The 24,438-nt window shown below is 37.6% G+C and carries 19 protein-coding genes; 7 read left to right on the plus strand and 12 right to left on the minus strand.

The window, feature by feature from the left end; all coding sequences use genetic code 11:
* Positions 1–136 precede the first annotated feature (136 nt).
* Entirely contained in the window at positions 137–1,954 is a 1,818-nt protein-coding gene (locus IGQ45_14025; GenBank protein ID MBF2058294.1) for an ABC transporter ATP-binding protein, read from the minus strand.
* Positions 1,955–2,186: 232 nt separating this feature from the next.
* Between IGQ45_14025 and IGQ45_14030 the strand changes: the two genes are divergently transcribed.
* Together IGQ45_14030 and map are read left to right on the plus strand one after the other, a co-directional pair.
* Positions 2,187–3,059, plus strand: coding sequence for an S-methyl-5'-thioadenosine phosphorylase (locus tag IGQ45_14030; GenBank protein MBF2058295.1), 873 nt, complete (start codon positions 2,187–2,189; stop codon positions 3,057–3,059).
* Between the two features lie 122 nt (positions 3,060–3,181).
* Complete coding sequence (map, locus tag IGQ45_14035; protein ID MBF2058296.1) at positions 3,182–4,039, plus strand: type I methionyl aminopeptidase; 858 nt, start codon at positions 3,182–3,184, stop codon at positions 4,037–4,039.
* Between the two features lie 74 nt (positions 4,040–4,113).
* On the opposite strand, the gene IGQ45_14040 is transcribed toward map, so the two are convergent.
* From IGQ45_14040 to sds, 5 genes are all read right to left on the minus strand, one after another.
* Positions 4,114–7,662 (minus strand): alpha/beta fold hydrolase, encoded by a 3,549-nt coding sequence (locus tag IGQ45_14040; GenBank protein ID MBF2058297.1) that lies wholly within the window; start codon positions 7,660–7,662, stop codon positions 4,114–4,116.
* A 253-nt stretch (positions 7,663–7,915) separates the two neighbouring features.
* Positions 7,916–9,031, minus strand: a complete 1,116-nt coding sequence (gene gcvT / locus IGQ45_14045) for a glycine cleavage system aminomethyltransferase GcvT (protein ID MBF2058298.1) — start codon at positions 9,029–9,031, stop codon at positions 7,916–7,918.
* A gap of 309 nt (positions 9,032–9,340) precedes the next feature.
* Positions 9,341–10,696, minus strand: coding sequence for a tRNA (N6-isopentenyl adenosine(37)-C2)-methylthiotransferase MiaB (gene miaB / locus IGQ45_14050; GenBank protein MBF2058299.1), 1,356 nt, complete (start codon positions 10,694–10,696; stop codon positions 9,341–9,343).
* 180 nt (positions 10,697–10,876) lie between these two features.
* Entirely contained in the window at positions 10,877–11,677 is an 801-nt protein-coding gene (locus tag IGQ45_14055; GenBank protein ID MBF2058300.1) for an RNA methyltransferase, read from the minus strand.
* A gap of 249 nt (positions 11,678–11,926) precedes the next feature.
* Complete coding sequence (sds, locus tag IGQ45_14060) at positions 11,927–12,898, minus strand: solanesyl diphosphate synthase (GenBank protein MBF2058301.1); 972 nt, start codon at positions 12,896–12,898, stop codon at positions 11,927–11,929.
* Positions 12,899–13,373: 475 nt separating this feature from the next.
* Here sds and IGQ45_14065 point away from each other — a divergent pair, with 475 nt between their 5' ends.
* Positions 13,374–13,631 carry a hypothetical protein gene (locus IGQ45_14065; protein ID MBF2058302.1) on the plus strand — a complete coding sequence of 86 codons (258 nt, stop codon included), beginning with the start codon at positions 13,374–13,376 and terminating at the stop codon, positions 13,629–13,631.
* A 168-nt stretch (positions 13,632–13,799) separates the two neighbouring features.
* Here the strand turns inward: IGQ45_14065 and IGQ45_14070 are convergent, their stop codons facing one another.
* Positions 13,800–14,726 (minus strand): heme A synthase, encoded by a 927-nt coding sequence (locus tag IGQ45_14070; protein MBF2058303.1) that lies wholly within the window; start codon positions 14,724–14,726, stop codon positions 13,800–13,802.
* Positions 14,727–15,041: 315 nt separating this feature from the next.
* Between IGQ45_14070 and IGQ45_14075 the strand changes: the two genes are divergently transcribed.
* The 3 genes from IGQ45_14075 to IGQ45_14085 all read left to right on the plus strand — a co-directional run bounded on the left by IGQ45_14075 (position 15,042) and on the right by IGQ45_14085 (position 18,570).
* On the plus strand, positions 15,042–15,296 hold the full coding sequence (locus tag IGQ45_14075; protein ID MBF2058304.1) for a TIGR03643 family protein: 255 nt from the start codon (positions 15,042–15,044) through the stop codon (positions 15,294–15,296).
* A 187-nt stretch (positions 15,297–15,483) separates the two neighbouring features.
* Positions 15,484–17,220, plus strand: coding sequence for an AAA family ATPase (locus IGQ45_14080; GenBank protein MBF2058305.1), 1,737 nt, complete (start codon positions 15,484–15,486; stop codon positions 17,218–17,220).
* Positions 17,221–17,910: 690 nt separating this feature from the next.
* Positions 17,911–18,570 (plus strand): HEAT repeat domain-containing protein, encoded by a 660-nt coding sequence (locus IGQ45_14085; GenBank protein MBF2058306.1) that lies wholly within the window; start codon positions 17,911–17,913, stop codon positions 18,568–18,570.
* A 588-nt stretch (positions 18,571–19,158) separates the two neighbouring features.
* Here IGQ45_14085 and IGQ45_14090 read toward each other — a convergent pair.
* The 3 genes from IGQ45_14090 to IGQ45_14100 are packed head-to-tail and all read right to left on the minus strand — an operon-like array spanning position 19,159 to position 19,538.
* Positions 19,159–19,305, minus strand: coding sequence for a DUF4277 domain-containing protein (locus IGQ45_14090; GenBank protein MBF2058307.1), 147 nt, complete (start codon positions 19,303–19,305; stop codon positions 19,159–19,161).
* On the minus strand, positions 19,287–19,397 hold the full coding sequence (locus IGQ45_14095; protein ID MBF2058308.1) for a DUF4277 domain-containing protein: 111 nt from the start codon (positions 19,395–19,397) through the stop codon (positions 19,287–19,289). The genes IGQ45_14090 and IGQ45_14095 overlap by 19 nt, the downstream gene beginning before the upstream one ends.
* Before the next feature lie 45 nt (positions 19,398–19,442).
* Positions 19,443–19,538: a DUF4277 domain-containing protein gene (locus IGQ45_14100; GenBank protein MBF2058309.1), complete on the minus strand. Its 96-nt coding sequence runs from the start codon at positions 19,536–19,538 to the stop codon at positions 19,443–19,445.
* 290 nt (positions 19,539–19,828) lie between these two features.
* On the opposite strand from IGQ45_14100, the gene IGQ45_14105 reads away from it, so the two are divergent.
* Entirely contained in the window at positions 19,829–21,901 is a 2,073-nt protein-coding gene (locus IGQ45_14105) for a M3 family metallopeptidase (GenBank protein ID MBF2058310.1), read from the plus strand.
* Positions 21,902–22,446: 545 nt separating this feature from the next.
* Here the strand turns inward: IGQ45_14105 and IGQ45_14110 are convergent.
* Positions 22,447–23,517: an ABC transporter ATP-binding protein gene (locus IGQ45_14110; GenBank protein MBF2058311.1), complete on the minus strand. Its 1,071-nt coding sequence runs from the start codon at positions 23,515–23,517 to the stop codon at positions 22,447–22,449.
* Between the two features lie 59 nt (positions 23,518–23,576).
* Positions 23,577–24,416: a carbohydrate ABC transporter permease gene (locus IGQ45_14115; GenBank protein ID MBF2058312.1), complete on the minus strand. Its 840-nt coding sequence runs from the start codon at positions 24,414–24,416 to the stop codon at positions 23,577–23,579.
* Positions 24,417–24,438 lie beyond the last annotated feature (22 nt).

Genomic DNA, 24,438 nt, shown 5'->3' on the forward strand with positions numbered 1-24,438 from the left:
ACAGTTGTTTCAACCTATCAGAAAATTGCATATCATCCCGCAATGATGCAACGCCCCACCGTTAGTATCAAACACTAATTCCATGGCATTATCATTATCGGATTTCTGAGTTATTCAGGAAACCCTACTTAAAAGCCTAATATAAATCACCACTTTCCTGTAAAGAATGTAAACGATGATAAATTCCCCCTCGATGGAGTAACTCCTCATGGTTGCCCACTTCCGCAATTTTGCCCTGATTTAGTACAATAATCTTATCCGCTTCTCTGACAGTGCTAAGACGATGGGCAATAATAATAGTAGTGCGCGTACCAAAAATTGAACGCATCGCTAACTGTATTTCCCTTTCTGACTCATAATCAAGACTAGAAGTAGCCTCATCAAACACTAATATATCAGGATTAACTAATAGCGCCCGTGCAATACCCAAGCGCTGTTTTTGTCCCCCGGATAACCTTACCCCCCTTTCTCCTACGATGGTATTATATCCTTCGGGTAATCTTTGGATAAATTCATCAATGCGCGCAATTTGACAAGCATTTCTTAACTCCGTGGCAGTAACATCAGGATTACCGTAGATGAGATTATCTAAAATTGTACCGTTAAACATATCCACCTCTTGATGCACGATAGCTAAACGGCGACGATAACGAGTAATATCAAGACTGCGAATATTTGCCCCATCCACGAGAATTTCCCCCTGTAAAGGTGCGAAATAACGAAACAATAATTTAACTAGAGTTGATTTTCCTGAACCAGAGCGCCCGACTAATGCTACTGTTTGATAAGGCTCAATGACAAAGTTAATATTATCTAACACTAGATTATCAGGATGATAACCGAAAGAAATATTTTGAAAGTGTAATTTTCCAGTGAATTGATAGGGATTTTCTGACAAATACTCAGGCAGTAAACTAGAGGCATCCTCTCCACTGGGTAAATTCATAAACTCATGGAAACGAATCATCGAAGCATAACGGCGTGCGAAAACTTCCGCTAAATTGCTGAGGGGTTCAAGTTCTGAATACGCCATACTAGCAAGGGTGTAAGTAGTGATAAAATGCCCCAGCGACATTTCCCCTCGAAAAGTAGGAATTAAAACACCGATAAAGACTAGGAATAATGATAATTGTACGACAGTGCGATTCCAAGTGGCTAACTTCACATAACCTAAGTGAATGCGATTAATTACCACTCGATATTCACGGTTTAAACGTTTCTTTTGTCGGGCTAATTCCCGCGCTTCAGTGGCAAAAGATTTGACCGTTTTTATGTTAGTAATAATTTCAGAAGTGCGACTTTCGGTATTTTCTTGATGGGTGTCTAAAAGTTGCTCTCGAATAATTAATTTTTTTAAATGAATAAAAGTCAAGGTTAAAATTAGGATAAAAGAAATAATAAAACCAAGAGCAATCCATTTTTCAATTAATAAAATAACTACAAAAATTCCTAATATTCTAATTAATTTAGGTAAAAATTCTCCTGCTATTTCAGGATAAGTCCAAGTATGGTTAGATATACCTCTGGATATTCTTCCAGCTATTCTACCCGGGTTATTTTCATCATAAAAATTAAGAGGTAATGTTAATATTTTTTCGATTACTTTTTGGGAATGATCGCGCCGTGACTTTAGCGTAATTTCCCAATGAAACCAAGAACCTAGCCATGATTGGACGGGCGCTCTCACCACTGCAATTACAAAGATTAAAAGACAAATAGCGATTAAATTAACTGATTTTTCATTGGTAGATAAACTAGAAATAAAAGTAAATTTATTAATAATGTTTTGTAGAAAAATATCAATATTTTGATTAGATAAAATGTTGAGTATTTGCCCAATTAAATAAGGAATAATAAGGTCAATTATTTCTAAAATACCAGCAGCACCAATGCTAAAAAATACTGTTAATTTATATTTACTGTAATATCTTAGTAAATCTCGAAAAGAAGCCATTATCTTTACTGGGGAATTTTTCGTTAAATAGGTAAGTAAATAGCAAGGGAAGGCAAGATAAGAGAGGGGAAGGCAAGGGGCTTAAGCCCCTTGTTATATCATTACTCATATACAATCAATTTTACCAAGAATTTATAGCGTTTTTCACTGTGATGATATACGTCTAAAGCCTTATAATTGTTAATATTTCATTCTCCACTATAAAATTGACAGTAAATTCTCTTAGATAAAAATGGAAAAAATCAAAATTGGCATAATTGGCGGTAGTGGGTTGTATAAAATGGAGGCCCTCGAAAATGTTGAAGAAATAGCCATAGATACGCCCTTCGGTAAACCTTCCGATAATTTTATAGTTGGTACTTTAGACGGCACAAAGGTGGTATTTTTAGCCCGTCACGGTAGAAATCATCATCTTTTGCCCACTGAGTTACCCTTTCGTGCCAATATTCATGGTTTTAAACAACTAGGAGTTGATTATTTAATTTCAGCATCGGCAGTTGGTTCATTACAACAACACATTAAACCCCTTGATTTTGTTATACCACATCAATTCATTGATCGCACCAAATCCCGTCAAGATACTTTTTTCGGCAATGGTATTGTTGCCCATGTGGGTTTTGGCAATCCCGTATGTACTAAATTAGCAGATATTCTCGCTCAAAGCATCGAAAATTTACAATTAAGCGACCTTGACTATCATCAAGGTGGTACTTATGTATGTATGGAAGGACCTGCATTTTCTACGGTAGCAGAATCCCATTTGTATCGCAGTTGGGGCGCTGATATTATTGGCATGACGAATTTAACGGAGGCAAAACTAGCGAGGGAAGCGGAAATTGCTTATGCTACTTTAGCTTTAGTTACTGATTATGACTGTTGGAATCCTGACCATGATCAAGTTACTGTAGAAACAGTAATTCAAAATTTACATCAAAATGCTGTGAATGCGCAAAAAGTGATTAGAGACAGTGTAAGATTAATCAGCGCCCACCCCTTCATCAGTGATGCTCATTCTGCGCTAAAAACATCGATTTTTACCCCTTTAGATACAGCGCCCCTCACCACTAAAAATAATTTGTTACCTTTATTACAAAAGTATTTATAACAATAGATAATGGACAATGGATAATTGATAATGGACAATGGATAATTAATTCTGCGCCTACCTATTCATAACTCATAATTCATAATTCATAATTATTTCTGCTTCCTAAAATCTAATCAAAAATGAAACAACTAAGAGAATTATTATTTAGACAACCGAAAAACCAGCGCCCTTCACCGCCCATAAAAACCAAAGGATTACCACCCATGAAAAAAACGGGGCGCGGTATCCAAATTAAAAACGAAGGGGAAATCGCCATTATGCGTAAAGCTGGGCAAATAGTCGCCACAGTTTTAAAAGAAATTATGGAAATGACTAAACCGGGCATGACTACCGCCGATTTGGATGCCTACGCAGAAGAAAGAATTAGGGCGATGGGCGCTAGTCCTAGTTTTAAAGGCTATTATGGCTTTCCTGCTTCTATCTGTGCTTGTCTTAATGATGAAGTGGTTCACGGTATCCCCAACCATGATAAAGTGATTAAAATGGGCGATATTGTCAAAATTGATACGGGCGCTTATTATCAAGGATTTCATGGTGATTCTTGTATTACCTTCCCCATGGGTACGGTAAAACGTAGTACACGTCAACTATTAGAAGTAGCTGAAAAAGCCATGTATTTGGGCATTGAGCAAGTTAAAGCCGGTAACTATTTAATGGATATAGCTGGGGCAGTGCAAGATTATGCAGAGAAAAATGGTTATTGTGTGGTAGAAAACTTTGTGGGGCATGGTGTGGGGCGCAGTCTTCACGAAGAGCCATCGGTGTTCAATTTTCGCACTAGAGATTTACCCAATGTTAAACTACAAGCAGGGATGACTTTAGCCATCGAGCCCATCATTAACGCTGGTTCTAAACATACTAAACTATTAAAAGACCGTTGGACAGTTGTCACGAAGGATAAACAGTTATCGGCACAATTTGAGCATACCGTATTAGTTACCCCTACAGGTTATGAAATTCTCACCGACAGGGGATAGATAACGGCACATTTGCAACTTTGAACCAAAAATTTAAGTTTTGGAAAGGGAGGTAAGGGAGAAAGGACGCTTTTTTAAGTTAATAATTTAATCAATTCTGCCACTCCTTCGGGATTATCAAAATGCAAATTATGTCCTCCTTCAATAGTACATATTTGCTCCTTGACAAATACTTGTTTTTGTGCTAACAAATCTTCAGGGCGATTAAAATTACTTTGACTGCCATAGATAACGGTGGAGGGCGCCCTCCGCCGTGCTAATAATTGTAAGTATTGATGACGAGGAATAGTATTAAAACCGACACCTACCCTTGTCGCCAAGAGAGGAGAATAAGTAAATGTCACCCCATTTTCCACAGATTTTGTCATTCTGGTGGCTAATTTTAAAGCAAAATCATCATCTAAATTAGGGCTAGTTTTTTGCAGTCTTTGCGCTACTGTGGCAACACTATCATAAACGGGTAAAGCAGGTATATTTAACAAATAATCTAGTTGACTGGTGAAACTTTCTAAGTCTTTTTCTCCTTTACTTTCTGCTGGTAAAATTGGTTCAACTAAATATAATTGCTCGATTTTTTCTGCTCGTGTATTAACATAAATACTAGCAATCATTGAACCAAAAGAATGACCTAATAAATTAACTTTATTTTCAGCAGAAAAATGATTAATTAAACAATCTAAATCAGCGACAAAATCTAGTAAATTATAAGCGCACCCCATCCCATTATGTTGCGATTTGCCATGCCCCCTTAAATCTGGAGCGATGACATAGTAACCTTTTTGAGCTAATTTTTGAGCAACTTTTTCCCATGCCATGCCCTGATCTAATATTCCATGAATAATAAACATGATAGGATTATTTTTATTACCCCAAGTGCAAACACATATATCTAAATCTCTAATTTTTACATAACTTTCTTCTACCTCAAAAAGTTGTGATTCTTGCGGTAAATTATAATTAAATTTCTCAGCAAGTTGAATAGTTAAAGGATTAAGTAAAATTGGTAATTTGATATTTTGCCACTGAGTCGCCAGACTACTATCTATTTTATTTCTAGTATTAAAATTAGGATCACCCACTGACATGGATTGTTGATATAATCCCCCTGTCATTCTTTCCCCTTCGTAGGGATTTAACAAAGATTTATCAAAGTCAATTTCTAAGAAATTACAGATATTTTGCAATTCTTTTTCAGGATTAGTTACTAAATTTTCATAGACAACGGTTAATAATTTATTGTTGTCGATAACTTGATGAAATTTGCTAGTATTTTGATTACTTTGATACCAAATATTTTCCGCTATTTCATAAGGGTTAGCATCTTTTAACGCCAATAACTTATCCATTCTCATTCTCGCAAAAGATTCAATCACCGCATAAGGATGACGCACTAAATGGATATATTTAGCTTGAGAAAAAGTTTTTTCTGCATTAAATAAAGTCTCTTTACTATTAGCATAAGTGGGAGATTTATCAACTAAAATACGATTTTGACAGAAAGATTGCAAAATTTCATATACTTCCCCAATGGTTAAATTTTCCTCAATCCATTGGTTAATTAAATCCTCACTTTGTGCCACTGTAATTGATTTTAACTCCATCAGCGCCCTCACCAGTCCTTCTTGCAAGTGGGATGAGGCTAATTCCGTTTGTCTTTCCTGCATTGTCGCAAAAGGTAACAAGTGTAATTCTGGGGGAGAGACTAATTGCGGATGACTAGCTAACATTACTCGCAACAAAGTTGACCCAGAGCGAGGACTTGATAAAATAAAAACGATAGGCTGGTGATTAGTGGGATTAAAAGTGATTTTTTCCTCTGTCTTGTCTTCCTCTGGGGTAATGATTAAAGATTGAGTGGAAGGCTTAACGGCAGTTTTTTCCCCATGACTTACGGCAAATTCATCGGCAAGATAACTCGCTAAAGCAAAGAGTTGAGGGCGCTCGTATATCTCACGAGGGTATAACATAATATTTAAGTCAGTTTTTAGGTGATTAATGGCTTCCATCACCATTAACGAATCCATCCCTAAATCCACCAGACTATCTTCTGCTTTTATCTCGTTTTTATCTTGGTGAAGTATCTTGGCAATGGTTTCCCTGAGATAGTCAATTAAAATATTTTCCCTTGCTTTAATATCTGTGGTAGTTTGTAAACGTTGAAAAATTAAGCCTTGTTTTTCTTCATCCGTAGAAGTCGGAATAAGTTTTTGTAGATAGGGAGAGGGTGGGAAATTTTGACTAATTTTTTGCCAGTCAATATTAAGTATTCCCACTTGTGGATTATTTTCTTGAAGAAGTTTACCGAGAAGATTAACAGCGCCCTCCGCCGAGATACTATTAACTCCCATATGATTAAGATGGGATTGAGTTGTGATTGCCATACCAATATCCAGCGCCCCCCAATTTATAGTTAAAGCAGGTAAATTGAGAGAGTGTCGATAATAGGCAAAACTATCAAGGTAACTATTAGCAATGGCGTAATTACTTTGCCCCATTGATCCTACCATAGAAGCAAGGGAAGAATACATAATGAAAAAATCAAGGTCAAAATCAAGGCTAAGTTGATGTAAATTATTAACACCCATAACCTTTGCGGAAATAACTTTGTTTAATTTTTCTTCTGTCATGGAGGCAATGACACCATCATCTAATACTCCAGCGCTGTGAATAATTCCTTTGAGGGGTGGTAAATTATTTTTGAGATGCTGGAAAATTTCTGTTAAGGAATCTAATTGATTAACGTCTCCTTGAGAAATAGTGATATTAATTCCTTGTTGTTGCCATTGCTTAATTTTTTGTTGAGTTTCTCCATTAGGTTGACTGCGAGAAAGTAAAATGAGATTTTTTGCGCCTTGTTTGATTAAATAGTTAGCGCTAACTAAACCCAGCGCCCCTAAACCTCCCGTAATCAAGTAGGATGATTTACTATCAAGGCTAAAGTCTTTTTTATTGTTAACGGTTAAAGATTTTCTTTGCAGACGACAATAATAAGGAAAATTATTTCTAATTGCCGTCATAGTTTCCTGTTGAGGATGATTCAGCAGATAATTAAAGAGATTGAGGGGAATATTATCGGAGTCTATATCAATCATACCGCCCCAATATTCAGGATGTTCTAGGGCGATAACTTTGCCTAATCCCCATAATCCGCCACCATCAGGGTTAATTTTTTCCTCGTTGTTAACTTGCTGACTTCGTTGAGTAATGAGCCATAACTTAGCATATTTTTGAGTATTTGTCAAGGTTTGTAACAAATTTATAACAGGAAGACATTGTAAATAGTTATTTTCCTTGAGATTATTATTTTCTTGACTACTCCAAGTATAGATAATGTGACGGGGGAGGGCGCTGGAGATAATTTCCTCATACTGTTGACGATTATCGACATCAAGATAAAATATTTTTTCCCTGACTAAAACATCATCAGCTAATAATGTATTACCTTGATTGATAGAAAGATTATCTTGTTTCTCACGGTGATAAATTAACGGCGACTGATTTTCTCCTTTTTCATAAACCACAGATACTTGATTACCAGCGAGGGTTAAATCTCTAGCCAATTTTTCTCCTAATCCTTGTTTATCTGCAAAAATAAGAAAACTTTGAGTTTGATTGTCTGCCATGGGGTTAATTTTGTCTTGCCGTGAATAAATATCTCTTTGTTAACTTATATCATTATCAGAGGTCAAATTTGTAGATAATTCCCCCGTAGGTTGGGTTGAGGCAACGAAACCCATAAAAATGCAACGCCCGAGGATTTTAATACAGGCTCAATCATTGAGGGAGTTTCTTTTTTAAATCCTTTTGATGATGATTTTAGACTAATTTAGTCAGCGCCCTTCACCATGGCGGAGGGCATTTAACCCAAAGTATCAACTACCTATTTAAAATTTTGCCATTATAAAAAGGTTTTTTGACAACTTTAAGGGGGAATAATTTACCCCGTATTTCTACTTGTAAAGATTGCCCTACTTTTGCTAACTCTACGGGTAAATAACCTAAAGCAATGGGTTTACCGAGAGTGGGGGATAATGTGCCACTGGTGACAATACCAACAGTTTTATCATCTTTGATGAGGGGATAATCATGGCGCGGAATATAGCGCCCTTCACCTTCCAGAGCCACTAAACGCTTACTTACACCTTCTTTTTTTTGCCTAACTAAAATATCTTTACCGATAAAATTGCGCCCGTCATCCACATTTACTAACCAACCCAATCCCGCTTCTAAAGGGGTGATTTTTTCAGTAATTTCCTGCCCATAAAGACTCATACAGGCTTCTAGCCTGAGGGTATCCCGTGCTCCTAATCCGCAAGGAGTTACCCCCTGAGATGTTAATTTAAGCCAAAGATTCTGTGCAAGGTGGGGGGATACCATGATTTCAAAACCATCCTCTCCCGTGTAACCAGTTCGAGCTATAAAGACTATTTCATTGTGCCAATTAATAGTGAGATGTCCAAAGCTACTTAGTTGATTCAAGTCAACACTGAAAAAAGATTGTAAAGAATCCACCGCTTTTTTTCCCTGTAGCGCTATTAAGGCTAAATGATCAGAATTATCAATTAATTCGATACCACTGGGCGATAAATGTTGTTGCAACCAAGCCCAATCTTTACTACAGGTAGAAGCATTAACAATCATTACCCCCGATTCTATTTTATTTGAATCAATACCTTGATAATAAAAAATAATATCGTCAACAATGCCCCCTTGTTCATTTAACAATACTGAATATTGAGCTTGACCTGCTTTTAAATGACTTAAATGGGAGGGAATCAGATATTCAATCTGAGAGCGTAAATTTTGTCCCTGTAACTGAAATTTACCCATGTGAGAAATATCAAACATTCCTACGGTTTCTCTTACCGCTTGATGTTCTAGTTTTAGACTACTATATTGCACAGCCATTTCCCACCCGGCAAAGTCAGTGAATTTGGCTTTTGCTTTTAAGGAAAAAGAATGTAAAGGAGTTTTTTTTAAATTTTCGCTCATTTAATATTAACGCATAGACTCTAATCATCAATTATATAGAGGTTGCCGAAAAAGTGGAGGGAAAAGAGCAAGGGGCAAAGGGCAAAGGAAATCATCAATATTAGAGTTGTTGCGAAATAGGAGATCATAAAAAAAAGCTGACTGGCGTTACTGAATTGTGGCATGAAACATTAATGAATTACAGCAAATATATAATACTCAAAATATTATTACTATTCCCTACCCCAAGCAAAAACATATTTAAAATCAGCAATGTGAAAAACTAAATTAAGTTACAAATATACAATTAATTTTGTACCATAACTGACCTTAAATCGTCACCAAAGATAAAGCCTCCCCCGTAAGACTAAACGCCCTTACCTCAGTAATTTTCACCGGCACAACTCGCCCTTTCAACTCCTCAATATTTCCAGCAAAGAAAGTTAAACGATTACCGTCAGTTCTGCCCACCACTTGCGTGGTATCTTTAGGGTTAACATCCTCTACCAAAACTTGTTGTACAGTGTTAAAATAACGCTGAGAACGCTCACCAGCTTTGATTGCCACTAGATGATTAAGCCGTTGTAAACGATCACTTTTCACCTCCTCACTAAGCTGATTTTCCCATTCCGCCGCCGGAGTATTAGGGCGAGGAGAATAAGCCGCCGTATTTAATTGATCAAAACCAATATCTGCAACTAACTGTAACGTTTTCTCAAATTGCTCCTCCGTTTCCCCCGGAAAACCCACAATGGCATCAGCACTAATGGAAGCATCAGGCATATAACCACGAATTTTGTTAATAATATCTCGATAACGTTCATGGGTATAACCCCGTTTCATGGCTTTTAAAATCTCATTATCGCCCGACTGGAAAGGGATATGGAAATGTTCACACACTTTCGGTAACTCATGACAAGCACGAATTAAGCGCTCAGTAAAATAACGGGGGTGAGAAGTGGCAAAACGTATGCGCTCAATACCTTCCACGTCATGGATAAAATAAAGTAAATCTGTTAAAGTGTGCTGATTTCTACCTGTTTCCGTTGTGCCGGGTAAATCTCGACCATAAGCATCGATATTTTGCCCTAATAAAGTTATTTCCTTAAAACCTTGACGGGCTAAGTCTTCAATTTCTGCTTTAATAACCTCTGGAGTGCGCGATTGTTCGACACCTCTAGTATTAGGTACTACGCAATAACTACATCTTTCATTACAACCATAAATAATATTAACCCAAGCAGTAACAGAGCTTTCACGGCGAGGTTTGGTAATGTCTTCAAAAATATGCACTGCTTCCGTGGCTACAATCTGATTACCTGCAAATACTTGCTCAAGAAGGCTCTCAAGGCGATTAGCGTGTTGTGGCCCCATCACGAGGTCTAATTCTGGCACACGGCGTAATAATTGCTCTCCTTCTTGTTGTGCTACGCATCCAGCCACCACGAGGGTTAAATTAGGCTCTTGATGTTTTCTTTTTGCTTGTCTGCCGAGATAGGAATATACTTTTTGTTCCGCATTGTCTCGAATACTACAGGTATTATAAACTAATACTTGGGCTCGGTTGGGGTCTTCTGTGAAGGTAAAACCCATAGTTTCCAAAATTCCTGCCATTCTCTCGGAATCAGCTTTGTTCATTTGACAACCGAAAGTTGTAATGTTATATAGTCGTTGTTGATCTGTCATTTTTTATAGAAGTAAATGTAATAGAGATTAATTTTTGCTTAACCTTTATAGTATATATCAACAACAAAAACGAGGATAATTAGTAATTGATAATTGATAATGGATAATGGATAATTGATAATGGATAATTGATAATTAATTCTTTGCCTACCTATTCATTCATAATTCATAATTCATAATTCATAATTTCCTTTGCCCTTCTTTAAATAATTGTCTTTGGTATTCTGCTAAGAGAAAAGCGGTGGCAATGGCAACGTTAAGGGATTCTACACCGTTGACGAGGGGAATTTTCACTTGATGGGTGGCAAGGTTGCTTAAATCGGAAGATAAGCCTTGAGATTCATTTCCTAATAAGATTAAAGTGGGTTGAGAAAAATCAATTTGTTGAGGGGTAAGATTCCCTGTTAGAGTAGTGGCGACAATTTGAAAGCCGAGATGACGATAGTTATTAACATGGGTAACCAAATCAGGCTCGGTTTTTGCTGGTAATTTGAACCATTCACCCACGGATGATCTTAACACTTTGGGGTGATCTAAATCAACGCTATCAGCACTAAGCCACAGCGCCCCTACCCCTACACCTACACTGGTACGAATTATTGTACCTAAATTACCGGGGTCTTGAATAGTCTCCAATACCAAACCTAGTTTAATGTTTTTTGGGTCAATATTAATATTCAGTTGCCGTGGCGCACTAGCAACTATACCATCGGGGTTGACGGTAGTAGCAATTACTTTCATCACTTCATGGCTAACGGTTTCCACTCTCTCGGCATTCTGTTGTAGTTTTGCCCACAAATCGGGGTATTTTTCTTGCCATTCCGGAGTAGCCAATAGGCAATGTAAGGGGTAGTTAACTTGCCAAGCCACTTCCAAAAGGTTTTTCCCTTCTAATAAGCATAAACCCTCTTGATGACGGTGTGGAGGGCGCTGTAATTTTCTAATTTCTTTGATTAAAGGGTTTTTTGTGCTAGTCAGCATTTTTAGAAGGGGAGACAGGGAGACGGGGAGACGGGGAGACGGGGAGACAGGAAGACAGCGGAGACGGGGAGACAGGAAGACGGGGAGACAGGAAGACGGGGAGACGGGGAGACAGGAAGACGGGGAGACAGGAAGACGGGGAGACAGGAAGACGGGGAGACGGGGAGACGGGGAGACAGGGAGACAGGGAAGCAGAGGAAGCAGGAGAGGATTATAATTCATAATTCATAATTCATAATTCATAATTCATTATTTGATGCGACTGAGGAGATAATCAGTTAATTCTAATAACGCTTCTGCGGAGGGGGAGTTACTTAAACAATCCAGATTTTCCCTTGCTAAATCACTATGATAAGAAGCCAGCGCCCTCGCCCTTTCAATACCATCACTATCTTTAACCAATTCTAGGGCTTTCTCTAAATCCCCATCCTCGCTAAATTCCCTCTCAATTAACATGGTGAGACTCGGTTTTTCCTCCATGGCAAAGATGACGGGCGCTGTGAGATTACCACTGGCTAAATCTGAGCCTGATGGCTTACCTAATACCTCCGTAGGGGAAGTAAAATCTAAAATATCATCAACGATTTGAAACGCTAAACCCAAATTTTTACCATAATCATAAATTTTGTCCGCTACTATCGCCCCTGAATCACTCAAAATTGCTGCCGCTTTACTACTATTGGCAATCAAGGAAGCGGTTTTAAAATAACTTTTCTGTAAATACTTTTCTAAAGATACATCTGTATCAAAACAACTCAAACCCTGCTGAATTTCTCCCTCTGCAAAATCCCTAATCACTTCCGACAGTAATTTGACTACCTGTAAATTATCCAAATTAGCTAAATACCAAGAAGACTGGGCAAACAAAAAATCTCCGGCTAATACCGCAATACGATTGCCAAATAAACTATTTACCGTAGGCACTTGACGGCGCAATTCGGCATCGTCCACCACGTCATCATGCACTAAACTAGCAGTATGTATCATCTCCGTAATTTCCGCTAAACGCCGATGACGCGCCGTAATTTCTTTACCCTCCATAGTAGCACGAGAAACTAATAAAACAATTGCCGGGCGGATTCTTTTGCCTCCCGCACTGAATAAATGTTCTGCCGCCGCCCCTAAAATGGGGTGCTGGGCGCCCACCAATGCAGTTAAATTGTCAATCAACAGGCGCAAATCGCTTTCAACGGGATGGAATAGGGAAGTTACAGTTGTCATTGATGAGTTAGCAAAAATAGTTTACGAAAGTTTACATATCTTATTATTATTCTAAGCTATGGTTTACTTACTGTGTCAGTAAGTGTTGATCATATCTCAAGACTGGGTAAAAAGAAAGGCTGAAAAGCTAGATAATGTAATGGTTATGGTGCTGTTAAAAAAAAATATTTTTTTTCTAATTTTTCTCATATCTGTGTTATCATAATCTTAGGGAATGATAAACATTCCTGAAATAAGAGAAACTAAAACAGTCGTGATAGTTTGGGCTTTGTTTTGTCGTTAATGGATGAACGAGCTTTCGACTGTTAGTAGGTTTTTAACTTCATTGTGATGAGAGTCAGGAAAAACAAATCAACTTCCCCAGTGGTTGATTCTATTTTGCCTTGTTTTCTGTTCTAAATCGAGATTTACTTTTCCGTCAATGTTGAAAGGTTGATCAACAATTTAGCATCATTATCAATTAATTTTATCCTTTATGGCTTATGCCAGAACCAAGGAAGTCAGCCTCTCTTTTGATGGTTTGATTTTCATTGCTATGGATTGCTGTGGATTGAATGCCAGAACGATAATATCAATATTTGTTGGTATTTTTCAGCGCCCTTCCCTAATTTTTTATTCACTCTTAACTCTCTGGAGGATTTTCCATGTTGATTCCATTTCTCGCCCTTGTCTATGTTCTTTTGATATATTTATTATTAACCATTGCCCAGAAGTTAAGAAAAGTCAATGGTAATGGATAATTAGGTGGTGCTGAAAAAGTATCTTGGTGAGGGGAGGTGTCAGGCATCAGGTGTTAGGTATTAGGTTAAAGAATTGACAAAAAACATATCTTAATTGATTTTTTATGTTCAATTCTTTGAGCAAATTATATAATCGTCTGAAACCTGCAACATGAAACCTATTATCCTTCAATGGTCGAAAAAACTTGATAATCTCGGTGTGCCAAGACGGTGAAAGCTACTAAACAACCAAACAGCGCCCCCCCCACCGTATGATGTGCTACGGTTAAAGGCTCAACCTGTAAATGAAAATAAAAAGTAGCCATACCTAATAATAGTTGAGAAATTAGTAACAAGGCGATCATTTGAGCTAAATTACGCAATTTTGTTGCCAAGGCTGGAGTGCGCCAAGCTAAAACAACTAAAATAACACTGCTAATAGTGGCAGGAAAAACCCCGATAATGTGGCTATTCATGACAAAACAAAGCTCTTTTGCACCCCAACACTGATGCGCCGCCCATTGAGTGGCAACTAATCCCCCCAATAAACATTGTACATAAACAAAAATTGCCGAGATTAAACTAACTATTTTCAAATTTCCTACGGTGGCAGTACCTTGATAAGGAGTTAATCGACAGGCAATGGTTACTAGGGTAGCAAAAAATAATAAAGCCGTGGCGAGGTGCGCTGTGACAATATCAAAACGTAATAATTGGGTAACGGTTAACCCTCCTAAAACTCCTTGAATAATAATTAACAGGAGAGCAAAACTACAAGCCCAAGGCAACCAACGGGGTAAAGCTGACTTTTGCCACCAACTATAACTCACTAATCCCAGCGCGCTCAACCCAATCAGAGAAGCATCGAGACGATGAAACCACTCTAAAAATACCTGTAAATTCATTTGCTGAGTAGGTACTAATTGCCCATAACATAAGGGCCAATCAGGACAAGCTAACCCAGCATTCATAACTCTTGTGGCGGCACCGATAGCCATTAAGATTAGAGTAGCTATGGCCATTTTCCATACTAACCATAACACAATTTTGGCAGGGAGGGCGCTGGGTGAAGGGCGCTGGAAAGATGTTGATAAGATTGAATTCGTCATGATTACTCAGCAAAATAAGTATTTAATCCTAGCTTAAGGTCAATTCTCCTTAAACTCACTAATTTTTTACATTTTTACCGTATTTTTGTTACAAAACTTAATAAGTTTAAAACAGTTTGGCTCTTCTACAGTGGTTATGATAAATTCATGAAAAACAATGGCTAAAACGCTTATTTTAGAAACTTTATACTATTATCAAAATATAAATCTTAATTATGTATAGCAGTCCTAAGTCATTTGTGAGAACTTACCATACATAAATATTTTGGCAAAATTAAAATACTATTTTTTTAAATTCTTAGAGAATCAAAATTAATGAAATTACCCGATCTTACAACAGCAGAAATTGACCGTATTATTGAAATGGCATGGGAAGATCGTACCCCATTTTCTGCCATTGAATTACAATTTAACCTCTCGGAAAAACAGGTTATTAAGTTGATGAGACGGGAAATGAAAGAATCCAGTTTCAAAATGTGGCGCAAACGAGTCTCAGGAAGACAAACCAAACATCTTAAGAAACGCAGTTTTATCGAGGGAAGATTTCGCTCCGCTAACCAAAATAGTTAATAATTGACAATGGATAATGGATATGTAAAGGTTTCAGGTATCGGGTGTTAGGTATTAGGTTTGAAAATTACACCGCGAAACCTGCAACCTGAAGCCTGAAACCTCGTTAACTTTGCTCTTTTAAGTTTTGTTGCAAAAATTCACGCTATGATGGGATACGACAAGTCCTCATGGTTATTGTTTAAGAATGGAAGAAAGATTGCCCACTCATCGCATGGAGATCACAGATGATCTCCATAGACTTTTACAGATATTGCCGTTAAATATTCAAAATGCCATTGCTTCTCACCCTAATCAAGAAAATTTGATTGAAATTGTTTTAGATTTAGGCAGAAAACCAGAAGCTAGATTTGTCCAGCGCACGTCATACCTCAGTGAGCAACCCGTCACGAGAGAAGACCTTGAACACTGTATCGCTAGGATAGGACATTTCAGCGCTGATAACCGTGCCGGAATTGAAAGCACCTTGCACCGTATCAGTGCCATGCGCAACCGCCAAGATAAAATTATTGGTTTGACCTGCCGTATCGGTAGGGCGGTATTTGGTACAATTTTGATGATTAAAGAATTGGTAGAAAGTGGGCAATCTATCTTATTATTAGGTCGCCCCGGAGTAGGAAAAACTACCGCTTTGCGTGAAATAGCAAGGGTTTTAGCCGATGAATTAGAAAAAAGAGTGGTTATCATCGATACTTCCAACGAAATCGCTGGAGACGGAGATATACCCCACCCTGCCATCGGTAGAGCGCGCCGAATGCAGGTAGCGCACCCCGAACTACAACACAAGGTAATGATTGAAGCCGTAGAAAATCATATGCCTGAAGTGATCATCATCGATGAAATCGGTACAGAATTAGAAGCTCTCGCCGCGCGTACCATCGCCGAAAGAGGTGTACAGCTAGTGGGTACAGCGCACGGCAACCACCTTGAAAATCTCATCAAAAACCCGACCCTCTCCGATTTAATTGGAGGCATTCAATCCGTTACTTTAGGTGACGATGAAGCCAGAAGGAGAGGATCGCAAAAAACTGTTTTAGAAAGAAAAGCGCCCCCCACCTTTCAAATTGCTGTGGAGATGTGGGAGCGTCAAAAATGGGTAGTCCATGAAGATGTGGCTCAAACCATCGATCATATTTTGCGCGGGAAGCAAACTATTCCCCAACTGCGCCAAGTGGATGACGCTGGAGAAGTTTCTATTACCAGAGACCCCAGTTTAGCACCCGTCAATGACATTGCCAGACCCCAAGAACCCACTTGGGCAACTATGATGGAAGCGCCCCCCAGACCAACCGGATTAAGGGCTTCAGGGAAAATGATCCCTTTGCCTAGTCCTGATTTTGAGCAAATGTTGGCTAACTCTTGGTATCAAGAGGATGAAATCATTAATAAAGTGCGCACTCCCGGACCCAATGGGGAAGATTGGCCTGTTTACGTTTATCCTTACGGTGTCGGGCGCTCACAATTAGAGCAGGTGATCAGTGTTTTGAAAATGCCTGTAGAGTTAACGAAAGATTTAGACTCCGCTGATGCGGTGTTGGCTTTACGTTCTCAAGTGAAAAATCATGGTAAATTAATGGAGTTGGCGAAAAATCGTCAAGTACCTATTTATAGCATCAAATCCAATAGTATTCCCCAAATTACGCGCACATTGCGTCAGTTGGTGAATATGGATAATCCAGACTCACCCGAATCCGCAGATTTACGTCTATTTACTAAAGCTGGTAATGATGACGAGATTGAGGCATTGGAGGAGGCGCGCTTGGCAGTGGAGCAAATCGTTATTCCTCAAGGGCAACCAGTGGAATTATTACCCCGTAACGCTAAAGTTAGGAAGATGCAACATGAACTAATTGAGCATTATCGCTTACGTTCTGATAGTTTTGGGGATGAGCCTAATCGCCGTTTGCGCATTTACCCGGCTTAAAATTTCAGTAAAAAGTAAGACGTTTTTGACTTACTTTTTCTATTGACAAGGCAAGGGGATGTGCGCCCCTTGTTACCTCCTGCCCTGTTTCATCTTCGTAATTTACCCACCGTGTAATGAATTACACGGCTAACAAGTTTACGTTCAATAAATTGAACTAAGATTATTTTTAATTGATTTGTAAGTGATCAAATGAACCTGATATTAATTATTAAAAATTGTGACTCTTCTACAGTAGTTAAGATGAATTGGCAGAAAATAATTCCTATGAATATTACTGACATATAGCGATCCTAAATCATTTGTGAAAATCTTAACGTGAGTTCCCCCCTTTTTAAGCAGGGCGTTTTCATTCTCAAAAATGTTAGTTTCTCAAACTAGCCAATAATCTGAAATTCAGAGGTTTTTAACTACTAATAAATCAATTAATAGTAAAAAATCCTCCTGTCTCCCTGTCAACCTGTCTTCTTGTCAAAAACAAATCAATTTTGATCCTGACTTTGAAAACGCCCTGCTTTTTAAGGGGGGTTAGGGGGGATCATATATGGCTCTGCGCCACTTCGTGATCGATTTCTCATAACTCATTTAGGACTGCTATAGCAAAATAAAAATTATAAATTATTAAATAATAATTTCCTGTTGCCTACCTTAACTAACAATTTACAAACATAAAATAAAAGAGCCAAAATTATGACTATCACCCCAGAATCAGTACACAATTTATTACATTCCGAAAATTTTGGAGAGCGCATCAAAGGTATTAATCAATTACGAGAATTAGATACGAATATCGCCTATGAATTGATCCTTCCTCTAATTAAAGATGATAACGTGCGAGTGCGCTATGCCGCCGTTTCTCAACTGGATACCTTGGGGGGCGCTAATCTTGATCAATGTCGAGAAATATTATTAGATCGTTTGTACCATGACCCTGAGTCAGATGTGAAGGCGGCGGCGGCGGATGCCATTGCAGGATTGAAGTTGACTTCTGCTTATCCTGATTTGGAGAAAGTTTACTATGGTTGTGAAGATTGGTTAATTCAATTTAGTATCGTGGCGGCGCTAGGTGAGTTGGGTGATACCAGAGGTTTTGATTTATTAAAAAGCGCCCTCCAATCAGACAATAGTTTATTACAGACAGCAGCCATCAGCGCATTAGGTGAGTTGGGTGATAATCGAGCGGTGGATTTATTAATCCCGTTTGTGGATAGTGATGATTGGCAAATTCGCCATCGTTTGGCAGGGGCGCTGGGCAGATTAGGGGGGGAGGGCGCTAAAATTACTTTGCAAAAGTTAACCGAAGATAAATCAGATGCTGTGGCAGAAGAAGCAAAAAATTACCTTGTTTAGTTCGGGATTGCTGAAAAACTTTTGTTGTTAAGAGAGGGAAATGGATAGGGAAAGAGGAAAAGCGCCCTTCACCCTTGCAAAAAATTATAAAATAACAACCAGCCCCCTCAACTTTTCCTGATTTTTTAATTATTTTTGTTCCTTCTTATTTTTTCTAATCTTTACTTTTCATTGATAATATTCACGACATTTTGCTGGTAAATATTGTAATATTTCTTCTCTGTCTTTATTCATATTTAGGGTCTGCTGAATAAATCAAAACCCTTGTTAAATAAAGGCTTCAAGTCTATTCTACATAACAAAAAGTGTCATAAATTGACTTTTTTTTCCAAAAATACTGTATTTCCTTCTTCCCTATCAAAAATTGTTGATACAAATGAGCAATCTATGAAAAGTAACTATTTGGCTAAAGTCTTTAATTTATAAGCATTTCACCTGAAACCTGACACCTGAAGCCTGATACCTCCCCTCACCAAAATACTTTTTCAGCACCACCTATTTACTATTCCTTCTTTCTCATTTATTTTTACCACATGAATTCCTTGTAAACATTGAAATCACTCATTGTTACCTTATCTGTTCTTTTTCCTAATTAAGGTTTATCTGATATTGTTTGATAACTTGTAAGACTATTTCTATAAATAATTCTGTTGATCCATACTCATATAACTCATCCAGTTTCCTTCGTAATTTATCGTCATTTAAGTATTCTTTTTTTACATTTTTCCTAATAATTTTTCTAGGGCTTTATCATTAAAAAATTCTGAAAATAAGTACAGAGGTTGAGAAAGAAAGCCCAAACCATTGAGAATCATTGCTTTTACCACTAATCCTTTACTAATTTTTTCAGTAGCAATAAAGGGAAATTTTTGCTAAATAATCTCCACAATCCCTATATCATCAATTATTCCAGCTATGATACCTAAATGGTCAAGATTTTGTACTTCTACATTTACGAATTGAGACATTTCTTCTGCCTAATTTGATAATGACAATTAATTTACCCTATTTTCTGGCTACTTCTATTCTTCTTTGTTGTCATATTTTTGCTTTTTTTTGAAGTATGCGGAAGGTGGGTTTGAGTATTATATATTTGCTGTAATTCATTAATGTTTCATGCCACAATTCAGTAACGCCAAAATACCTTGTCAGGTTTTAAAAGAAGGGTTTTTAAAACTTTGATTATTGGATAAGGCTAGAATTGTGATACCTAAGTTTTGTTATGGTAAAATGTAACAAAATATTAAGAATGTGAGAGATGACAAAAGAAAATAACCCTTTGCTAATTGGTCAGGGATTACCCCAATTTACAGAGATAAATCCAGCGCACGTCACCCCGGCTATAGAACAATTATTACCCACTTTACAAGCAGAATTAGAGCAGTTAGAGAAAACATTTACACCGACTTGGGAAGGCTTAGTAAATCCCCTCAATCGTATTGAAGAAAAATTACGTTGGACTTGGGGTATAATTGGGCATTTAATGGGAGTAAAAAATAGCCCTGAATTACGCACCGCTTACGAAACAGTACAACCAAAATTAGTACAATTTGCCAATCAATTAAGCCAAAATAAAGCCATTTACGAAGGTTTCAAGCAAATTCGTCACAGTGAAACATGGCAAAATCTTGATGGCGCACAACAAAGAATTATTGCATCAGCGCTAAAAGATGCGGAATTATCAGGAGTTGCTTTAGAAGGAGAGAAAAAAGAGCGTTTTAATCAAATTAAGCTCAGATTAGCAGAATTAAGCACCAAATTTGGTAACAACGTTTTAGACGCAACCAAAGCATTTAAACTAAAACTGACAACCGCCGAAGAAGTGGCAGGATTACCAGCTAGTTTACTGAGTTTAACTGCACAGATGGCGCGCGCCGACGGCGAAGAAAACGCCACCCCCGAAAATGGACCTTGGTTAATTACCCTTGACTATCCCAGTTTTGGTCCTTTTTTGAAATTTAGTGACAGACGAGAGTTGAGAGAAAAAGTTTATCGTGCCTTTGTGACGCGCGCTAGTAGCGGAGAATTTGACAATAATCCTTTAATCACCGAAATTTTAACCCTCAAACAAGAACAAGCAGAGATTTTAGGTTATGCTAACTACGCTGAAGTTAGTTTAGCTCGAAAAATGGCGGATACCGTTGCCACTATCGAGAAATTATTGGAAGAATTACGAGTCGTTAGTTATCCTCAAGCCGAAAAAGAGTTGGCAGAATTAAGAGAATTTGCCCAAATGGAAGACTTGCAACCATGGGATGTGAGTTATTGGGCAGAAAAACGCCGAGAAAAGCTGTTTGACTTCACTGAAGAAGAATTACGCCCTTATTTTCCCTTAAATCAAGTATTAGAAGGGTTATTTGGCTTGGCAAAACGAATTTTTGGCGTGACAATTTCCAGCGCCCCTCACCATGTACCCCTATGGCACGAGGATGTACAATATTTTCAGGTAGCGGATGAAAATGGCGAAAAGTGTGCTTATTTCTATCTCGATGCCTATTCTCGCCCTTCGGAAAAGAGGGGAGGGGCTTGGATGGATGATTGTATTGGTAGAGCAAAAATCATCGAAAACGGCAAGGAAATCACCCGTTTACCCGTAGCTTATCTTACCTGTAACCAATCCCCCCCAGTAGATGGCAAACCTAGTTTAATGACATTTTCAGAAGTGGAAACCCTTTTCCATGAATTTGGTCACGGTTTGCAACATATGCTTACTAAAATTGATTATATTGGCGCTTCTGGTATCAATAATGTGGAATGGGATGCCGTGGAGTTACCCAGTCAATTTATGGAAAACTGGTGTTTAGAAAAAAATACCCTCTTTGGCATGGCAAAACACTATGAAACAGGGGAAACATTACCTCAACACTATTATAATAAGTTAGTTGATAGTAAAAACTATATGAGTGCTTCTGGAATGTTACGTCAGTTGCATTTTAGTTTACTAGATTTGGAATTGCATTCGAGTTATCGAGTTGGTGACGGAGAATCACCCCACGATGTCGCGCGCCGTTTGGCAGAAAAAACACTGGTGATGAAACCCTTACCAGAAGATAGATTTTTATGTGCCTTTGGGCATATTTTCGCGGGGGGATATTCCGCCGGATACTATAGTTATAAATGGGCAGAAGTATTAAGCGCTGATGCGTTTTCAGCTTTTGAAGAAGCTGGTTTGCACAATGAAGAAGCCATCCAAGAAACTGGTAAACGTTTTCGTGATACCGTCTTAGGTTTAGGGGGAAGTATCGCACCTATGGAAGTATTTAAGCAATTCCGAGGACGTGCGCCTCAAACTGAGGCATTATTAAGACATAGTGGTTTACTCGCTTCTTAATAATTTAGGTGTCTTAATAATTTAGGTGGGCAATGCCCACCCTACAAAATCTTGTGTATAGCAATCAGGAATGATTCGTGAAAAATCAATTATTAAAAAAAAGCATCAAATATACTATCCCTGTTGCCTTTTGCCCCTTGCCTCTTGCCTCTTACGATAAGATAATTCTCATGACTCGATTACCATTGCTATATCGTTATCTTTTGCTTAATATCAGTGAACAATTTATCATATAGCGATCCTAAATCATTTGTGAGAATCTTAACGTGAGTTCCCCCCTTTTTAAGCAGGGCGTTTTCATTCTCAAAAATGTTAGTTTCTCAAACTAGCCAATAATCTGAAATTCAGAGGTTTTTAACTACTAATAAATCAATTAATAGTAAAAAATCCTCCTGTCTCCCTGTCAACCTGTCTTCTTGTCAAAAACAAATCAATTTTGATCCTGACTTTGAAAATCCCCTGCTTTTTAAGGGGGGTTAGGGGGGATCAATTTCTCATGACTCATTTAGGAATGCTATATTTAGACCATTTCCCTCATTTTTTAATCAACCGCTAAATAATCTTGATTTAGTTTCTATACCAAACCAGTGAAGACGAGAAGGATTTAAGGCAAGAGACAACCCTTTTTTATCCCAATCGAAAGCAGGATTAATTAATACCCTTAAAACTTCATGGGAATTTTGTACTTTCAAACTAACTAACAATTCTCTGCCAAAATTTTCCACTAAAAAAACATCCCCTTTTACTACTAAGTGATCGTCCTTTTTAGCTAAAGTTAAATCTTCAGGGCGAATACCAAAATAAATCATCTCTTTATCATAGGAATCATCTGGTAAAGGAATAGAAAACTCACCGAGAAAGGCTTGTTTCTGATCGCATTTTAAAGATAATAAATTCATCTGAGGACTACCAACAAAACTGGCTACAAATTTATTAGCAGGATAAGAATAAATACGTTCTGGGGGATCGAGTTGTTGTATCATGCCATCAAGTAAAACTGCCACCTTAGTTGATAAAGTCATGGCTTCTGTTTGATCATGAGTGACATATACTACGGGCTTATTTTGACTTGCAAATAACTGTTTTAACTCCTCCCGAACTTGTTCCCGAAGTAGTGCATCAAGATTACTTAAAGGTTCATCTAGCAAAAATACCTCTGGTTTGCGCACCAATGCCCTCGCTAAAGCCACTCTTTGCCGTTGCCCTCCTGATAGTTTACCCGGTTTGCGATTCAATAAGGTAGTTAAGCCCAAATTTTCACTAACAGATCCTACCCTTTCTTTGATTTCTGGTAGGGCAATTTTGCGTATCTTTAGGGGGGAGGCAATGTTTTCCCATACCGTCATGTGAGGGTAAAGGGCATAACTTTGAAATACCATTGCCATGTTACGATCACCCGCAGAAAGAGATGTTAAATTATTGTCACCAAGAAAAACTTGTCCTTGACTGGGTTTTTCTAGCCCCGCAATTAATCTCAGTAAAGTAGATTTTCCGCATCCAGAAGGACCTAAAAGAGTTAAAAATTCCCCATCATTTACTATTAGAGAAATATCCTTGACTGGAATAACATTTGGAGCAAATTGTTTACGCAGATTTTCTAATTTTAATTGTGTCATGATTTTTTATATTTATAAACTAAATGACTTATTTTTTATGACTAATTCCTTATTAAGATTTATCCTTTAACTGCTCCTGCTGTGATACCTTGAATGATACGTTTTTGAAAAATAAGAACCAAAATTACAAGGGGTAAAGTGCCAACAACAGTTGCAGACGCAATGGCACCATAAGGAATTTCAAAAACACTTGAACCGCCAATTTTAGCGACAGCAACGGGGATAGTTTGTAAAGATTCTTTGGTGATAAAAGTCAGGGCAAAAATAAATTCATTCCATGCAAAAATAAAAGCTAAAATACCTGTAGTAATAAGAGCAGGAGTTGTTAAAGGTAAGACAATCTTTAGTAAAATTGGGATTGTTTTATAGCCATCCATTCGAGCTGAATCTTCTAAGTCTTTTGGTAATTGTAGGAAAAAACTGCGTAAAATTAAAATAGTTAAGGGTAAATTAATCGCAGTATAAGGAATAATTAATGATAAATAGTTATTACCTAATCCCAAAAATTTAACTATTTCTAATAAACTGAAAAATAAGAGGACATAAGGAAATAAACTCACTACTAAAATGAAAGCAAGAATAACATTTTTTCCCGGTATATTGAGCCGTGATAGAGTATAGGCGGAGGGCGCCCCCAACCCTAAGCAAAGCATTGTAGAAATAAAAGAAATAATGGCACTATTGACTAAATAAAGAAGAAAATTTAAACCTAAATTATTATACTGTGTTAAAGTTAATTGAGCAAAACTAGGAAAATAAACTGTAGGAATTTTGATAATAGCTTCATTGGTTTTAAAAGAAGTTAATAATTGCCATAAAACTGGAGTAATGCAAAATAAAGTTATAAAAATAATGCCTAACCAAAGTAATAGTTTATTTTTGTTAATTGTTGTATTCATATTTTTAAATTTTAGTAAAGTT

Source organism: Cyanobacterium sp. T60_A2020_053 (assembly GCA_015272165.1).
GTDB lineage: Bacteria > Cyanobacteriota > Cyanobacteriia > Cyanobacteriales > Cyanobacteriaceae > Cyanobacterium.

What these genes read in the sequence shown, in the direction of transcription:
- IGQ45_14025 (MBF2058294.1), bottom strand. Translation starts at nt 1,954, where the DNA reads ATGGCTTCTTTTCGAGATTTACTAAGATATTACAGTAAATATAAATTA.
- IGQ45_14030 (MBF2058295.1), top strand. Translation starts at nt 2,187, where the DNA reads ATGGAAAAAATCAAAATTGGCATAATTGGCGGTAGTGGGTTGTATAAA.
- map (MBF2058296.1), top strand. Translation starts at nt 3,182, where the DNA reads ATGAAACAACTAAGAGAATTATTATTTAGACAACCGAAAAACCAGCGC.
- IGQ45_14040 (MBF2058297.1), bottom strand. Translation starts at nt 7,662, where the DNA reads ATGGCAGACAATCAAACTCAAAGTTTTCTTATTTTTGCAGATAAACAA.
- gcvT (MBF2058298.1), bottom strand. Translation starts at nt 9,031, where the DNA reads ATGAGCGAAAATTTAAAAAAAACTCCTTTACATTCTTTTTCCTTAAAA.
- miaB (MBF2058299.1), bottom strand. Translation starts at nt 10,696, where the DNA reads ATGACAGATCAACAACGACTATATAACATTACAACTTTCGGTTGTCAA.
- IGQ45_14055 (MBF2058300.1), bottom strand. Translation starts at nt 11,677, where the DNA reads ATGCTGACTAGCACAAAAAACCCTTTAATCAAAGAAATTAGAAAATTA.
- sds (MBF2058301.1), bottom strand. Translation starts at nt 12,898, where the DNA reads ATGACAACTGTAACTTCCCTATTCCATCCCGTTGAAAGCGATTTGCGC.
- IGQ45_14065 (MBF2058302.1), top strand. Translation starts at nt 13,374, where the DNA reads ATGGCTTATGCCAGAACCAAGGAAGTCAGCCTCTCTTTTGATGGTTTG.
- IGQ45_14070 (MBF2058303.1), bottom strand. Translation starts at nt 14,726, where the DNA reads ATGACGAATTCAATCTTATCAACATCTTTCCAGCGCCCTTCACCCAGC.
- IGQ45_14075 (MBF2058304.1), top strand. Translation starts at nt 15,042, where the DNA reads ATGAAATTACCCGATCTTACAACAGCAGAAATTGACCGTATTATTGAA.
- IGQ45_14080 (MBF2058305.1), top strand. Translation starts at nt 15,484, where the DNA reads ATGGAAGAAAGATTGCCCACTCATCGCATGGAGATCACAGATGATCTC.
- IGQ45_14085 (MBF2058306.1), top strand. Translation starts at nt 17,911, where the DNA reads ATGACTATCACCCCAGAATCAGTACACAATTTATTACATTCCGAAAAT.
- IGQ45_14100 (MBF2058309.1), bottom strand. Translation starts at nt 19,538, where the DNA reads ATGTCTCAATTCGTAAATGTAGAAGTACAAAATCTTGACCATTTAGGT.
- IGQ45_14105 (MBF2058310.1), top strand. Translation starts at nt 19,829, where the DNA reads ATGACAAAAGAAAATAACCCTTTGCTAATTGGTCAGGGATTACCCCAA.
- IGQ45_14110 (MBF2058311.1), bottom strand. Translation starts at nt 23,517, where the DNA reads ATGACACAATTAAAATTAGAAAATCTGCGTAAACAATTTGCTCCAAAT.
- IGQ45_14115 (MBF2058312.1), bottom strand. Translation starts at nt 24,416, where the DNA reads ATGAATACAACAATTAACAAAAATAAACTATTACTTTGGTTAGGCATT.